We start from the raw sequence: 15,191 nt of genomic DNA on the forward strand, positions 1-15,191 counted from the left end.
ATCTACCTCCGATTATACTAACTCTACAATAATCCCTACTGCTTTTTCCCCTGTATGAGTTGAAATAGCGGGCGTTGTAGTCATTATATCTTCATCTTTTACAACATAATCTAACTCATCTTTAACTTCTTTTTTTATTAACTCAACATATTCATCTGCCAAAGCATTAGGTAGGCTTATTCTTTTAATAGATCGTTCACCTTTTTCATCTATTATTTTTTTTATTAAAGCATGTACTAATTTTTTTTTACCACGAACTTTGTCAACCGCAACCAGTTCTGTTTCCCTCAACTGTGTCAATACTTTTATATTTAATAAACCTCCAATAAGGGCTGCCGATTTGCTAAGCCTCCCGCCTTTTACAAGATTATCCAAACTATCTATCGTAACAAAGGTTAATATATTTTTCGCTTTTTCTCTAAGTTTTACAACCACTTTTTCCAGAGGAATGTTTTCTGAAAGTTCTTTTATGGCTTCTTCTAATAGATAAACCATACCTCGTGTCGTTGTTTTTGTATCAACCACATAAATATCTTTAAATTCTGCTCCTGCCGATAATGCCGTATTATATGTTCCGCTAAGTGCTGAAGATATAGTAAGAACTAATAATTTATATCCTTCTTTTGTCCATTTTTCAAATACTTTCAAAAAACTCCCAAGCGCCGGTTGGCTGGTAGAAAATTCATTTGCTGTTCTCATTTTTACTATATATTCATCATTGGCAATTGTTTTATAATTGTAGTCAACACCATCAATAGTCATTGTCAAAGGCACAACTTCAACATCATATTTATCAATCTCGTCAAAGGTTAAATCACTTGTTGAGTCAATAACTATTTTTACCTTTTCCATTTATTTTCCCTCTTTTCTTTTGTAGTGTAAAAATGAATAGTTAAATTCATTATCATCATCTTTTTTGAAATCTTCTTTTTCAATAAGTTCCCACTCTTCTAAAGAAAAATCCGGAAACTTCGTATCAGTATTTGTTACTGTTTCTACTTCCGTCACGAACATCTCGTCACAAACATCAAAATATTTATTATATATTGCTCCACCGCCAAAGATAAATACTTTTTCTGTTTTTATATTCTCAAGAATTTTTTTATCATCGCTAAAAACTTCTATATTTTTATAATTACCAAGTATTTCCGGATTTCTTGTTAAAACCCTGTTAACTCTATTAGGTAAGGCTCGCCCTATACTTTCCAGCGTCTTTCTTCCCATGATAATAGTCTGACCTGTTGTCAACTCTTTAACTCTCGACATATCATTTTTAATTCGCCAAGGAATAGTATTTTCATTACCGATGCCTTTTTCTTTGTCATATGCCACTATTAACGATACCATGATAACTCCCCTTTCTATACAGCAATAGGTGCTTTTATAAATGGATGACTTTCATAATCAACAACTTTAACATCTTCTATTTTTAAATCAAAGATACTTTCAAAATCAGTAATTTCTAAACTTGGTAAAGGAAAGGGTGTTCTTGACATTTGTTCTCTTACCTGATCAAAATGATTATTATAAATATGAGCATCTCCCAATGTATGGACAAATTCTCCAACTTCCAATCTGCATTCTTTCGCAATTAAAATAGTTAGTAACGAATATGAAGCAATATTAAAAGGTACTCCTAAAAAAACATCACCACTTCTTTGATAAAGTTGACAACTCAACTTTCCATCATTCACATAAAATTGAAATAAAGAGTGACATGGTGGTAATGCCATGGTATCTACTTCTGCCGGATTCCAAGAAGAAACAATTAACCGGCGAGAGTTAGGATTTGTTTTAATTTGTTCTACAACATTTTTCAACTGATCTACTCCATTGAAATTTCTCCATTGCTTTCCGTATACATTCCCAAGATTTCCATATTTATCAGAAAATTTTTTATCATTAAGTATTCTTTCTTTAAATAAAGCCATTTGCTCCTTGTATTGCTTATTAAAATCTGTATCAACTAGTGATTTATGCCCGAAATCTGTCATATCCGGTCCATTATATTCATCACTTTCCACCCATTTTTTAAAAGCCCATTCATTCCAAATATTATTTTTATTTTCTAATAAAAATTTAATATTAGTATCTCCTTTTATAAACCAAAGAAGTTCCGACCATACTAAATTAAAATTTACTTTCTTAGTTGTAAGTAACGGAAAACCTTTTGTTAAATCAAACTTCATTTGATAACCAAATATACTTTTTGTCCCTACACCGGTTCTATCCGATTTTTGCGTTCCTTTTTCTAAAATTTCTTTACATAAATCTAAATATTGTCTATCTGCCACGCTTATTCTCCACTATGCTTTATAATTATTTTCTTTTAAGTACGTCGCCAACTCTTTTATTTTTTCCAAAGAATCACGCCCTAAATGGTGTTCAATACCCTCTACTTCTTCATACACTTTTTCCTCATGAACACCGATTATTCGAAGAAAATCTTCCAAAAGTTCATGTCGTGTAAGAGCATACTCTCCCATATCATGTCCTTTTTTAGTAAGGGCTATCCCACGATATTTTTCATAAACTATATATCCTTCAACGTCTAATTTCTTCAACATTTTCGTTACTGTAGACGGATAAACATTCAAATGTTCTGCGATATCTGCAGATCGTGCATATCCTTTGTTCTGTACAAGCGAATATATTATCTCAATATAATCTTCCATTGTTGGAGTTGCTTTTGCCATATATATATATTTACCTCCTATAAAATTTTAAATGGTGATTTTTCAACTTCTGATTTTAAAGTCTCAACCTCTAATTTCAATATATGAGTTTGCAATAACTCTTTTACCAAATGCTCTGAAAAATGACCAATATCTATTACATTTTTTTTCATTTCAATAGCGTCAAGTGCTACGTGATAGCCGACATCACCTGTTAAGTACACATCTACTTCCGGTAAATCATAAATAAAATCACCACCGCTACCACCTAACAATGCTACTGTTTTTATATTTTTTTTATTACCTACTACTGCACTAACACTAGATAATTCAAATTTTTCTTTTAAATAAAAAATAAATCTTTCAAAAGAAAGTTCTTTTTTTAAATCACCATATCTACCTAGTCCGGCATCGGTATCTAATTTGTGTTCAAAAAGAACTTTAATGTTATTTAACTCTAATTTTTTAGCTAAATAATCATTAAGCCCTAAACTTGCTGAATCCAAATTTGTATGAAATGAAATTACTGAAATATCATTCTGAATTAATAGTTTTATTATACTTGATTTAAAATCATCCGAAAAATTTAATGATTTTATCGGTTTAAAAATAAGCGGATGATGAGAAACAATTAAATCTATTTTTTTTTCAATCGCTTCTTTTACCACTTGAGTCGTCACATCAAGACAAACCAATACTTTAGTAACTTCATTATTATAATCTCCCAACATTAAACCAACATTATCCCATTTTTCAGCCAGTTCAACATTTGCAAATTTATTTAAATGATTAAAAACATCTGCTACAGTCGGCATATTTATCCTCCTATTTCATTGTTCATACTATTATAACATTTTATAAAAAAATTTGCTAGAAGACAACTTAATTGTAACAAAAATAAAATATTTATATTATTTTATGAAAATTAATCATAATTCTCCTTTATTACCATAAAATACCGTTAAAAATATTTTTGTGAATAAATATATATTAATAATTAACTCCCCTAAAACTAATTTGTGTTTTAAGGGAGCTGTTGTTATATACTATATTTCTTTATCGTTTGATAAATAGACACGTGGAACTCTTGTATGAATAGCACATAATATTTCGTAACTTATGGTATTTTGATAGTCTGCAAAATCATCAATAGATAATTTTTTATTATTGTATTCTCCAAAAAATAATACATCATCTCCTACCTTTATGTTTTCCGAACATCTAACCATTAATTGATCCATACAAACTCGCCCGACAATTTCACAAAGCTCATCGCCCACTATTATCTTATACCCCTGAGCACGACGAAACAAACCGTCAGCATAACCTATTGGAATAGTTGCTATATATTCATCTTCTTTAGCTTCATATGTAGAACCGTAACCTACTTTACTTCCTTTTTTAATTCTTTTAACATGAGTTACTTTACTAACAAGACTTGCGATCGTATCTAATTTTATACCGTATAATTTTTCTATATTACTACTCGGATATTCACCATAAAGAGATATACCCACCCTTACTAATTGATAATCAGCATGGCAATTATGATATTTTATTGTACCTGCTGAGTTATCTAAATGGATATAAGTAGGTTTTTTTGTAAAAGTAGATAGTAAATCATTAAACTTATCTATTTGTTGGTTATCGTAGATATTATTTTCTCCATCTGCTTGTGCAAAATGAGAAAATACTCCTTCAAATATTATTTTCTCAGATTTTAAAAGATTGTCAACATGTCTCAATTCTTCTTTATCAAAAATTCCGATTCTATTCATTCCTGTTTCCAGTTTTACATGTACTTTTAATTTTGAATTATTTTTTACAACAGATATGGCTTGTGTTAACCAATCTTCCGAAGGACAACATAATGACACATTATTTTCAATAGCATAATTTACATTTAAAGGATTAGTTACACCTAATACTAAAATAAGTCCATCTTTTATTTTTTTTCTTAATTCTATTGCTTCTTCTAATGTGGCAACTGCAAAATATCTTGCTCCATTATCATATAAAAGTTCCGATATTTTATCAGCTCCTAAACTGTATGAATTTGCCTTTACTACAGCAATAACTTTTTTATCACCTGCCAATTTAACAAATTTTTTATAATTATTTAAAACAGCGTCTAAATTAACAATTAATTTTGTGGGTCTATCATTTATCATTTTCTACTCCTATCTTGTATTAAATTATAACACAATTAAACTATTTTTTAAATTTTTTATGTAATTCTTTATAGAATAATAAACCTATAACTGTAAGTCCTATTCCTCCTAATGCTAATGTAGTTTGAGAAATAAGAGTGCTTATTAAAGTATAACCTCCACCTAAAATAGCAATTATAGGAATAACCGGATATAACGGTACTTTATATGGGCGTTCTAAATCAGGATCTTTTTTTCGTAAAATTATTACAGCAAGAAATGTCGCAGTGTAAAAAAACCACATTACAAAAACTAAAAGATCTGTTAACATATCAAAACTTCCGGTTAACATCATAAGTCCCGCTAAAATTAAAAGTAATATCCCTGAATTTACCGGAATAGCTTCTTTATTCAGTTTTGTCCAAATATTTTTAAAAGGAATTTGATCACTTTTTGCCATAGCATATGGAACACGAATCCCAGCCATCGTAAAACCGTTAATCGCTCCGTAAACACTAATTAATATTCCTATTGTTAAAATTTTACCACCCAAACCGCCAAATAATTTGGCAGCCACTTCGCTTGCTACTGTTTGATTTCCTGAAATATGATCCAAAGGAAGACTTAATAAATATGCAACATTAATAAGTACGTATATAGCCATGACAACAGCTAATCCTAAAAAAATTGCTTTTGGTAAATCTTTTTTAGGATTTTTCATTTCTCCTGCCATACTACCCACATTCGTCCATCCTTCATAAGCGAACATGGCTGCAAGTAAAGCGCCGCCTAATCCTCCGGCAAAGGAAATATCCTTTCCTGCTTCTACCGGAAATAATTGTAGTGGTTGTGAATCCTTTTGAAAAAGACCGAAAAGTATAATTGCAATTAATGGTATCAATTTACAAATAGTTGCTACCGTTTGGATAATACCACCTGTTTTTCCACCTAAAAAATTTAAAAACATCAAAGAAGCAGCTACCAAAAATGCGATCGGAATATGCCATACTTTATCTAAATTTAATAAGTTTAAAACTTGTGTTGAAAAAATAACAGAAAGGGCAGCTATCATTGCAGGAAAATAAATAACCGACTGTGCCCACCCTAGTAAAAAGGCAGCTGTCTTTCCATATGCTTTTTCTATCCAGACAACCATTCCACCTACTTCGGGTATAGATGCGGCAAGTTCAGCTACGGTCAACCCCGCACAGATGGTAATTACCCCCGCTAAAATCCATGCAAGCAACCCTAAACTCATTGTGCCGGTAGTTTTATATATAATAGCAGCTTTAAAAAATACCCCTGCTCCTATTACCGACCCTATTACCGTCATAAATGCCGGCAAAAATCCTATCGTTTTTTTTAATTCATTCATAATATAAACCTCCTTTAATTTTTTATGAAATCGCTTTACGCGATTATATTATATATTATTTTTCATAAAAAATAAAGTGAAATAGTTGAAAAAAATTTTATATAACAGTTTTATAAATAAAAAATATAATATCCTTTAATTTGTTAGATATAGACTATTTACTATAATATAAAATAATAGTACAATTTATTAAATAACATATAACATACATAAAATATTATGTAAATTATAAAACATTATTAATTTCATATCTTATTAAAAATTTTGAAATAAAATGTAATACATCTATTACTAAAATTATGTATTAATATCATTTTTTATAACACTTTTTATTTACGGTTAAAAAATTATTTTAACTTACTTTAAAATATTTATGATATATTATTCTCAAAATTATACAAGGAGATAATACATGAAAAAATTTTTAAACAGTAAATTAATAACATGGCTATTGTTGGGTATCTATTTGATAATATTAACATGGGTTATTTTAGCTAAAATGCATTGGAGTTTACTAGAAAAAATTAATTTATCATGGATTTCTTCTCCACGTACTTTACTGCATCCGGGAGTGACGTGGACTGATATTAATCTTATACCATTTGCCGGTACAGCAATAGTTAACGGACATATTGATTATATTGAACCGATATTAAATGTAATATTCTTTATCCCCTTAGGTATGTTTATCAAAACTCTATATCCTCATAGTAGTATTATCTCAGGTATATTTTATACTGTATCATTAAGTGCAATATATGAGATTTTTCAATATATTTTTGCAATCGGCTATGCCGATATTACAGATATTATTACAAATACAACAGGCGGTTTTATTGGAATATGCCTTACTTTATTAATATCCGGAATTTTAAAACAACAGCATTTTCGAATTTTATTTAACTGCACCGCACTTATTTGCGAAAGCTACATTATTTATTATATTTACTACATATTATAAAAACAGCTAATGAATATCATTTCCATTAGCTGTTTACTAAATTTATACCCTTACACACGCTGTTTTGTCGGACGAATAATTACCTCATTCCATGCACTGTCTTCCGGTAAATCAATTGCTTGTTTTATTGACAATGCAACACGCTCTACCGGAATAGCATAAGTATTATAAAAATCTTCAAAACCTGCCTTCATTTCTTTATCTGTTACACTACTTAACAAATTTGTATGTATTGCACCGGGCGAAATAACTGTTACTCTAATATTCAATTCGCTTTGTGCCATTTCATCACGTAAACTTTCACTAATTGCTCTTACAGCCCATTTAGAAGCTGAATATACAGCACCACCCGCATGAGCAAAATGACCTGCTACCGATGAAATATTAATAAATTGTCCTGAATTTTTCTTTACCATATATGGTAATGCCGCTCCAATACCATATAATACACCTTTAATATTAATATCAATTGTTTCGTCCCAATCCTTGATTAATTTTTTTTGTAACAATGACTGTGGCATAATTCCCGCATTATTTAACCAAACATCAATTTTTCCAAAAGTATCAATTGCTAATTTAGCTAAATTTTCTACTTCATCTACTTTTGTAACATCTGTTACCTGATAAACTGCTTTTCCTCCTAAACTTTCCACCTCACTAACTAACTTTTCTAACAATTCTTTACGACGTGCAGCTAAGACAATTTTATGTCCATCTTTAGCCAAAAATTGTGCCGTCGCTTTTCCTATTCCGCTGCTTGCTCCTGTTATTACAATTACTTTACTATTTGACATATTTTAATTCTCCTTTTTAAAATTTGTTACTTCATTTAAGATATTAAGAGCATTTAAACTACGAGGATACTCGATATATGTTCTGTAATTATTATTCATAGTAACTTCTCCTAAATTATAATTTATTATATTCACTATCTATCACTTTTTCTAGCCATTCAGCTGTACCTGTTGTTATAGCAACATGACTGAACCAACTATCTTTTGTTGCACCATGCCAATGTTTTATAGCGTCTTTTATAATGACAACATCTCCTTTTGTTAATTTTTGTGCAGATTTATTTTCTTCTTGATACCAACCCTTTCCGTCTGTTACCATCAAAATCTGATACCCATTATGATGAATATGCCAATCGTTTCTGCATGCCGGCTCAAATGTAACATTTGCTATTTTAACATCTATATCTTTGTCCGACACAAGCATATTTATATAACTTTCTCCTATAAAAAATTCTTTATAATTAATATTTTGGTTACCTAAATTAAATAATGGTTCAAATTTTTCCATTACACTCACCTCTATTCTTTGTTATATTTTTTTTAATTTTTTCTCCACCGGGATAACATGAGTTTTATAGTTTTTTATTTTATATTCCAAGTGATCTAAATTACGTTGAATTTCTTCTCTTTTTTCAAGCAATCTATTATATTCTTCTTCCAGTAACTCTATTCGTGCAGGGATTGTATGATCACCATGCCCAAAAAGATTAATATACTCTGCTAATTTTTCAATACTCATTCCCGCATTACGAAAGTGTTTAACAAAATCAATCCAACGAATTTCTTCATCACCAAACTCACGAATACCTTTATCATTACGAGGTATTGGTGGTAAAATACCGATTCTCTCATAATAACGTATTGTATCCGTGCTGACACCACATAATTCACTTGCTTTTTTAATATTCATTATTATTTCCCCTTAATAAATTATAACTTCTCTGTAACAAACATGTTTTCCCATTGATATTTTTATTATTACTACATATATCCCCCCAACACCTCTTAATACTATAGCGTTCCATTTATATTTGAATTTTTATTGTTAAGTTTATCAACTTAACTGTATTTTTATTATATACCTTAGAGTTTACTCCAAGTCAACAGTATTTTAAAATTTTTTTATACTGTTAATTATTACAATACAAAATGCTGAATTTAAAGGTTGTATAATAAATACGGGGCATGAAAAAAAATCCATACCCCGTATTGTTTTTTAATATACAAAAAGACAAATATCCAATATAATTAAAGTGCAAAAAAATAAACTATGAAAGGATATCTGTCATGAATAATTTTAACACAAAAACAAAAGAAATAAAAGAGGGAGAATTCATTAAAAACCTACTACAAATAAAAGATAAAAATATAACTATTGAGAAAACACATAACGAAACTATAAAAAATAATCAAAAGTACTTTGTATTCAAAGGTACCTTAACATATAAACCCAAGAAGTGTGAATGCTGTGGTTGTCTTAATAAAGGTTATACTGTAGTTAAAAACGGCTTTAATGAACTTACTAGAATTAATCTATTAAAAATATCAGGTATCCCTGCTTATTTGGAACTAAGAAAGCAACGTTTCAAGTGTAAAACTTGTAATAAAAAATTTGTAGCTACTACTTCTTTTGTAGATAAATACTGTAGTATTTCTAAAAATGTTAAGTTTTCTATAATGAGTGATTTAGCTGATACTTTATCTTTTAAACAAATAGCCAAAATGAATAATGTATCGGTTAATACTGTTATAAGAACTCTTTATAAATGTAAATCCCATGTAGACATTCTTAACTATAATACCTTACCTGAGTATTTATGCTTTGATGAGTTAAAGTTTACTAAAGATAGTAAAAATGGTATGAGTTTTATTTTTTTAGATGCTTTAACTCATGAGATTATTGATATAGTTGATGGTAGAACTGAGTATATTTTAAATAATTATTTTTCCAGATTTTCTAAAGAGGCTAGAAGTAATGTTAAGGCTATTTGTATTGATATTTATACTCCTTATATGAAGTTGATTAGAAATAAGTTTCCTAATGCTGAAATTGTTATAGATAGGTTTCATATTATTCAAAATGTTAATAGAGAACTTTATTCAAAATGTTAATAGAGAACTTAATAGAACTAGAGTTAAGCTAATGAATATTTACAAAAAACAAAAAGGTATTAATTATACTCTTTTAAAAAATAATTGGAAGTTAATATTAGAAGATGAAAGTAATGTTACTCATGGTAGGTTTTTCTTTAATAGGAGTTTTAGGAGTTTAGTTACTAGACGTGATATTTTAGATTATTTATTAGGATTAGATTGTATATTTAAGGCTAGCTATGAGAGAGTTCAGGATATTAGATATGCAATAAGGTATAGAAATGAGTTGGAGTTTAAAGAATTAATTGAAAAATCTACTATCGATTTATCTGATGGTGTTAGTAAGGCTATTAATACTATGAGAAAACATAAAGAGTATATGCTTAATAGTGTTAGGTATTCTATTTCTAATGGTTCTTTGGAGGGTATTAATAATAAGATAAAGGTTTTAAAGAGAGTTTCTTATGGTTATAATAGCTTTTATAACTTTAGATTACGCATTTTAGTTGTTTCTAGGTTATTTGTTTCTGAGTATAAAAATAATATTTCTTTTAAGGGCGTTTTGAAAAATGCCAAGCAACACTGCATTGCTTAGCATTTTATCCTTATTTTTTCTCATGCCCCGTATTTGACACAGAGCCAATTTAAAAGGATTGAGTTCCGCTAATTGCAGAATTCAATCCTTTATTTCTATTCTAAATTAAAATTATTTTACCAAACTACTTCTCAAATATTCATCTACCATATCATATGTTGCCTTTATTGAATCAACATGAGTACGTTCATATGAGTGACTGGATTCTATCCCTGCACCTAACAAAGCATGTTTTACTTCTGCCCCTGCTCTCATTGCTGATGAAGCATCACTTCCATAAAATGGATAAATATCCAACTTAAACGGTATATTTTTCTCTTTTGCCAGAGCCACTAGATGCTGGCGAAATTCATAATGATATGGACCGCTTGCATCTTTTACACAGATAGATACAGTATATTCATCGGTTTGTTGATCATCACCAATTGCTCCCATATCAACAGCTAAATACTCCACCGCTTCTTTTGGAATGCTGGAGTTAGCACCATGTCCAACTTCTTCAAAACAACTAAACATAAAATGTGTAGTATATGGAAGTTCTATTTTTTCTTCTTTATATTTTCTTAATAAATCAAGGAGTATTGCAGCACTAACTTTATCATCTAAAAATCTACTTTTTATAAAACCTGTTTCAGTAACTATTGTTCGTGGATCAAAACTGATAAAATCACCTACTTCTATTCCTAACGCACGTGTTTGTTCAGCATTTGTTACTTTTTCATCAAGTCTGACTTCCATATTATCTTGAGTTCTCTCTATTGTACCTGCCTCACGATACACATGACAACTTGTCTGATGAACCAAAATTGTTCCGCTGACAGTTTTATTATTGCTCGCTATATGAACCAGACAATTTTCACCTTCTATCATATTCCAAGGATAACCGCCTATTTTATCAAGTTTTAAACGACCATCAGATTTTATAGCTCTTACGATGGCTCCTAATGTATCAACATGTGCCGTTATTACACGATGTTTACTATCATCTTTTCCACAAACTGTGACACTAACTCCACCTTTATTTGCTTTAGTAACGCTGTAACCTAGTTGCTCTATCTCATCAACTAAATAATTCATTACATTTTTTGTGTAACCGGTCGGTGATGGAATACCGGTTAATTTTGTAATATAGTTAATAGTTTTTTTCATGAGTTAATCCCCCTTTAATATACTCTATAAATGATTATACCATACTCTCATATTTTACCAAATATTTAATTTCAATAATTTATCATTATACTTAAAATACAAAATAATATCTTAAGACTGTTTTAAATAACGTATTTACAATATTTTTTTATTATCAACTATAAGTTAAACAGTTTTATTCTAATTTTAATCCCGCTAACTTTTCTTTTAGTGAATTATTTTCTAATTTTTCCTGTTTCATATATTTTCTCTTATCTACTCTACTTGCCTTATCCTTTTTATTGGATTTAATTCTCTTATCTACTTCCTTTTGTTTTAAAGAATTTCCACATACGCAGCGATAAGTGGCGTTTTCTCCATTTCCAAATAATGTCATCTTTTTATGACAAGTATCACAACGTAAGTTTGTTAAACGACTAATAACTTTACGATTTCGACAATTTGGATTAGAACACTTCAACATATTAGTTCCCTTTTTATTGACTTCAAGCATAAAGTTTCCACATTCTTCACATTTTCTCCCACTAATATTATCATGCTTAAATTTATCTTCGCTTTCCTTTATTTCGGTAATACATTCTTTAGTATATTCTTTAATATTATGTAAAAACTTATCTTTTGATAATTTATTTTTTGCGATATTATCAAGTTCTTTTTCCCATGTTGCCGTCAAAGACGGGCTTTTCAACTTCTTAGGAACTAAATTTAGTAATTGTTTTGCCTTATTTGTAGTTTTTATTCTACCATTATCAAGTATTAAATAATCGTTGGAGAATAGTTTTTCCAATATATCCGCTCTTGTTGCAACAGTACCGATACCATTAGTTTCTTTTAAAATCCTTCTCTCATTTTCATCATCAACAAATTCAAAAGGATTTTCCATTGCATAAATCAAACTACCTTCAGTATAATAATTAGGCGGTGTTGTTTCCTTTTTTACAAACATTAAATTCTCCAATTTTACATTTTTTTCATCAATAGTTATTTTTTTATCTAATATTTCATCACTTGCTAATACTTTATATCCTAAGTTGATAGTTTTTATGCCCTTTGTTTGAAATTTCTTTCCCGATAAACTAAATCCATATGCTATTTCCTCATAGTGATAATCCGGTAGCAAATTCTCTAAAAATCTTCGCACTACAAGGTTATAAATTTTTAATTCCACATCCGTTAATACTATATAATTTGGTCTTTCTTCTGTTGGAATTATAGCATGGTGATCACTTACTTTTGAATTATTTATGATTTTTTTTGTATTAAAATTTTTTTCTTTTAATATTTTAGAAATTATTTCTTTATAATCTCCACCTATTGCTTTTAATCTGTCTACAATAGTGGATTTCATGTCTGTTGTTAGGTATCTGCTGTCCGTTCTGGGATAAGTTAAAATTTTATGTCGTTCATAAAGATTTTGCATTATGTTTAGCGTTTGTTTAGGAGATAAACCAAATAAATTACTGGCTGTTTGTTGAATATCTGTAAGGTTATATAAAGGTTTCGCTGAAGATTTTCTTTCTTTTATTTCCACTTTATCAAAATAAATTACTTTATTACGATTTTCTTTCACAAACTGTTCTGCTTTTTCTAAACTAAACTCACTTTCATTACAGGTAAATTTTACACCTTCTATATTACATTCAAAAGTGTAGAATTTCCTTGATTTAAAATTTTTTATTTTTTCTTCTCTTGTTAAAACCATTTGAAGAGTAGGAGTTTGAACACGTCCACAGTTTAATGAAGCATTATATTTTAAAGTTAATGCCCTTGAAGCGTTGATTCCGAACAACCAATCAGCATTAGCACGTGCCAACCCTGAATAATATAATCCGAGATAGTCATTACCACTTTTTAAATTTTTAAAACCGTCTTTTATTGCTTTATCAGTAACCGAAGAAATCCAGAGGCGTTTTATATTTTTTTTAAAGTTGGCTTTTTCTAATATATACCTTGCAACCAATTCTCCCTCACGTCCAGCGTCAGTCGCAATAATCACTTCACTTACATCTTTTCTATTTAGTGCATTTTCTATTATTTTATATTGTTTAAAAGTTTTTTTTATAATTTCCGTTTTCATATGTTTTGGAATCATAGGAAGCTTTTCTAACCCGATATTATTAAATTCTTTATATTTATCCGGTGTTTGAAGTGTTACTAAATGCCCTAAAGCCCAAGTAACAATATATTTATCCCCTTCCAAACAACCATTTTTGTTATTTTTAGCACCGAGATTTCTGGCAATATCTCGTGCCACTGACGGTTTTTCGCATAATACTACACTTTTCATCTATATATCCTCTTTTATAAAATTTATTTTTATTAATTATTATGAACCATATTTAGATACTACAACAACCTTATTTTGTTTTCTATTCTAATTTTTTCTAAAACTATTACTATAAAAAGACTATCTTAAAATAATAAGAATGGTGAATTATATTGAATTTAAACATAATCATTCACCAAAAATATTTTCATCATAATGAAAAATATTAAATCCTAATTTTTAAGTTAGCCTTATCTTATCACTGTAATTTCTACACTATAAAAATTTTAATTACTCTGAAATTACTTGATCAAGGGTTGATACTATTCTTGCCCGACCTTTTATTTTGAAATTTTTAATATTATCAAAAATATTCAAAATAATTACCTCGCCTTTATTTAAAATCTCCAAAGATTCTTCATTGTTTATTTTCTTGGTAATAACTTTAACATTATCCACTTCGGCTCTTATTATTATATAATCAGCTTGTTTCATATTTTCACCCTATTACAGTTTAATTTTATATTGAATATCTTTTACTAAATTGTTATCTTCTAAAAATACCCCTGTTTTTTTACTGGTTACCGTCTTAGAACCTATTTTTTTTATTCCCCTCATAGCCATACACATATGCTCCGCTTCTATAACAACATAGACACCTTTAGGGTGTAGTTGTTCTTCCATTGCATTTACTATCATGAGGGTCATATCCTCTTGAATTTGCAAACGACGACTTGCACTTTCAACAAGACGTGCTAATTTACTAAGTCCTGTTATTTTTCTATTTTTAGGAACATATGCTATATGACATACTCCATAAAATGGAAGCATATGGTGTTCACATAGTGAATAAAATTGAATATCTTTCACTAATATAGGTTCATCGTTATCTGATTCGAAAAATGTATTAATTTCCTCTTTGGGATCTACATTCGTCTTTGATAACAATTCTTCATACATTTTTACACAACGTTTTGGTGTATCCATAAGTCCCTTTCTTGTAGGATCTTCTCCAAAGTTTTCTAATAAAGTTTTTATAAGTTCCATTGACTGTTCTTTATTCTTCAAAACCAACCTCCAAATTTTTTATGATAACACTATTTTACCACAAAAACGACTAATTCAATAGAGA

The 15,191-nt window shown here is 29.2% G+C and carries 17 protein-coding genes; 3 read left to right on the top strand and 14 right to left on the bottom strand.

The genetic code is table 11. The features are described from left to right. Window positions 1–12 precede the first annotated feature (12 nt). The 7 genes from BQ7358_RS07600 to BQ7358_RS07630 all read right to left on the bottom strand — a co-directional run bounded on the left by BQ7358_RS07600 (window position 13) and on the right by BQ7358_RS07630 (window position 6,200). A complete protein-coding gene (locus tag BQ7358_RS07600; protein WP_062173270.1) occupies window positions 13–852 on the bottom strand; it encodes a DegV family protein in 840 nt (279 codons plus the stop codon). Continuing rightward, a complete protein-coding gene (locus BQ7358_RS07605; protein ID WP_062173267.1) occupies window positions 853–1,347 on the bottom strand; it encodes a dihydrofolate reductase in 495 nt (164 codons plus the stop codon). A gap of 14 nt (window positions 1,348–1,361) precedes the next feature. Then, the gene (locus BQ7358_RS07610; protein ID WP_082729123.1) at window positions 1,362–2,294 is read right to left on the bottom strand and encodes a thymidylate synthase; all 933 of its coding nucleotides are present in this window, start codon (window positions 2,292–2,294) and stop codon (window positions 1,362–1,364) included. Between the two features lie 12 nt (window positions 2,295–2,306). Beyond that, the gene (gene mntR, locus BQ7358_RS07615; RefSeq protein ID WP_021752603.1) at window positions 2,307–2,696 is read right to left on the bottom strand and encodes a transcriptional regulator MntR; all 390 of its coding nucleotides are present in this window, start codon (window positions 2,694–2,696) and stop codon (window positions 2,307–2,309) included. 17 nt (window positions 2,697–2,713) lie between these two features. Next, entirely contained in the window at window positions 2,714–3,490 is a 777-nt protein-coding gene (locus BQ7358_RS07620) for a Nif3-like dinuclear metal center hexameric protein (RefSeq protein ID WP_062173264.1), read from the bottom strand. Between the two features lie 231 nt (window positions 3,491–3,721). Further along, window positions 3,722–4,846, bottom strand: coding sequence for an alanine racemase (gene alr, locus BQ7358_RS07625; protein ID WP_082729122.1), 1,125 nt, complete (start codon window positions 4,844–4,846; stop codon window positions 3,722–3,724). A 40-nt stretch (window positions 4,847–4,886) separates the two neighbouring features. Next, a complete protein-coding gene (locus tag BQ7358_RS07630; protein WP_062173262.1) occupies window positions 4,887–6,200 on the bottom strand; it encodes an APC family permease in 1,314 nt (437 codons plus the stop codon). A gap of 412 nt (window positions 6,201–6,612) precedes the next feature. Here BQ7358_RS07630 and BQ7358_RS07635 point away from each other — a divergent pair, with 412 nt between their 5' ends. Beyond that, complete coding sequence (locus tag BQ7358_RS07635) at window positions 6,613–7,161, top strand: VanZ family protein (protein WP_062173260.1); 549 nt, start codon at window positions 6,613–6,615, stop codon at window positions 7,159–7,161. A 50-nt stretch (window positions 7,162–7,211) separates the two neighbouring features. Here the strand turns inward: BQ7358_RS07635 and BQ7358_RS07640 are convergent, their stop codons facing one another. The 3 genes from BQ7358_RS07640 to BQ7358_RS07650 form a co-directional block, all read right to left on the bottom strand. Next, window positions 7,212–7,955 (bottom strand): SDR family oxidoreductase, encoded by a 744-nt coding sequence (locus tag BQ7358_RS07640; protein WP_062173258.1) that lies wholly within the window; start codon window positions 7,953–7,955, stop codon window positions 7,212–7,214. Window positions 7,956–8,070: 115 nt separating this feature from the next. Next, a complete protein-coding gene (locus tag BQ7358_RS07645; protein WP_062173257.1) occupies window positions 8,071–8,463 on the bottom strand; it encodes a cupin domain-containing protein in 393 nt (130 codons plus the stop codon). Window positions 8,464–8,484: 21 nt separating this feature from the next. Continuing rightward, window positions 8,485–8,865, bottom strand: a complete 381-nt coding sequence (locus BQ7358_RS07650) for a MerR family transcriptional regulator (protein ID WP_062173255.1) — start codon at window positions 8,863–8,865, stop codon at window positions 8,485–8,487. Between the two features lie 377 nt (window positions 8,866–9,242). On the opposite strand from BQ7358_RS07650, the gene BQ7358_RS09215 reads away from it, so the two are divergent. Beyond that, window positions 9,243–10,067: an ISL3 family transposase gene (locus tag BQ7358_RS09215; protein ID WP_062172723.1), complete on the top strand. Its 825-nt coding sequence runs from the start codon at window positions 9,243–9,245 to the stop codon at window positions 10,065–10,067. Beyond that, window positions 10,036–10,644: a transposase gene (locus tag BQ7358_RS09220; RefSeq protein ID WP_234971554.1), complete on the top strand. Its 609-nt coding sequence runs from the start codon at window positions 10,036–10,038 to the stop codon at window positions 10,642–10,644. Before BQ7358_RS09215 ends, BQ7358_RS09220 begins: the two co-directional genes overlap by 32 nt. Window positions 10,645–10,755: 111 nt before the next feature. On the opposite strand, the gene BQ7358_RS07660 is transcribed toward BQ7358_RS09220, so the two are convergent. The 4 genes from BQ7358_RS07660 to folE all read right to left on the bottom strand — a co-directional run bounded on the left by BQ7358_RS07660 (window position 10,756) and on the right by folE (window position 15,127). After that, a complete protein-coding gene (locus BQ7358_RS07660; RefSeq protein WP_062173253.1) occupies window positions 10,756–11,793 on the bottom strand; it encodes a M42 family metallopeptidase in 1,038 nt (345 codons plus the stop codon). Window positions 11,794–11,968: 175 nt separating this feature from the next. Beyond that, on the bottom strand, window positions 11,969–14,080 hold the full coding sequence (locus tag BQ7358_RS07665; protein ID WP_062173251.1) for a DNA topoisomerase III: 2,112 nt from the start codon (window positions 14,078–14,080) through the stop codon (window positions 11,969–11,971). Window positions 14,081–14,350: 270 nt separating this feature from the next. Continuing rightward, complete coding sequence (gene mtrB / locus BQ7358_RS07670; protein WP_021752615.1) at window positions 14,351–14,554, bottom strand: trp RNA-binding attenuation protein MtrB; 204 nt, start codon at window positions 14,552–14,554, stop codon at window positions 14,351–14,353. Window positions 14,555–14,566: 12 nt separating this feature from the next. Next, complete coding sequence (folE, locus tag BQ7358_RS07675) at window positions 14,567–15,127, bottom strand: GTP cyclohydrolase I FolE (protein WP_062173249.1); 561 nt, start codon at window positions 15,125–15,127, stop codon at window positions 14,567–14,569. Window positions 15,128–15,191: the final 64 nt, after the last annotated feature.

It is taken from the genome of Gemella massiliensis (assembly GCF_900120125.1).
GTDB lineage: Bacteria > Bacillota > Bacilli > Staphylococcales > Gemellaceae > Gemella > Gemella massiliensis.

Bases quoted from the DNA above. Each gene is read 5' to 3' on its own strand.
- BQ7358_RS07600 (WP_062173270.1), bottom strand. From the start codon at position 852: ATGGAAAAGGTAAAAATAGTTATTGACTCAACAAGTGATTTAACCTTT.
- BQ7358_RS07605 (WP_062173267.1), bottom strand. From the start codon at position 1,347: ATGGTATCGTTAATAGTGGCATATGACAAAGAAAAAGGCATCGGTAAT.
- mntR (WP_021752603.1), bottom strand. From the start codon at position 2,696: ATGGCAAAAGCAACTCCAACAATGGAAGATTATATTGAGATAATATAT.
- BQ7358_RS07620 (WP_062173264.1), bottom strand. From the start codon at position 3,490: ATGCCGACTGTAGCAGATGTTTTTAATCATTTAAATAAATTTGCAAAT.
- alr (WP_082729122.1), bottom strand. From the start codon at position 4,846: ATGATAAATGATAGACCCACAAAATTAATTGTTAATTTAGACGCTGTT.
- BQ7358_RS07630 (WP_062173262.1), bottom strand. From the start codon at position 6,200: ATGAATGAATTAAAAAAAACGATAGGATTTTTGCCGGCATTTATGACG.
- BQ7358_RS07635 (WP_062173260.1), top strand. From the start codon at position 6,613: ATGAAAAAATTTTTAAACAGTAAATTAATAACATGGCTATTGTTGGGT.
- BQ7358_RS07640 (WP_062173258.1), bottom strand. From the start codon at position 7,955: ATGTCAAATAGTAAAGTAATTGTAATAACAGGAGCAAGCAGCGGAATA.
- BQ7358_RS07645 (WP_062173257.1), bottom strand. From the start codon at position 8,463: ATGGAAAAATTTGAACCATTATTTAATTTAGGTAACCAAAATATTAAT.
- BQ7358_RS07650 (WP_062173255.1), bottom strand. From the start codon at position 8,865: ATGAATATTAAAAAAGCAAGTGAATTATGTGGTGTCAGCACGGATACA.
- BQ7358_RS09215 (WP_062172723.1), top strand. From the start codon at position 9,243: ATGAATAATTTTAACACAAAAACAAAAGAAATAAAAGAGGGAGAATTC.
- BQ7358_RS09220 (WP_234971554.1), top strand. From the start codon at position 10,036: ATGTTAATAGAGAACTTTATTCAAAATGTTAATAGAGAACTTAATAGA.
- BQ7358_RS07660 (WP_062173253.1), bottom strand. From the start codon at position 11,793: ATGAAAAAAACTATTAACTATATTACAAAATTAACCGGTATTCCATCA.
- BQ7358_RS07665 (WP_062173251.1), bottom strand. From the start codon at position 14,080: ATGAAAAGTGTAGTATTATGCGAAAAACCGTCAGTGGCACGAGATATT.
- mtrB (WP_021752615.1), bottom strand. From the start codon at position 14,554: ATGAAACAAGCTGATTATATAATAATAAGAGCCGAAGTGGATAATGTT.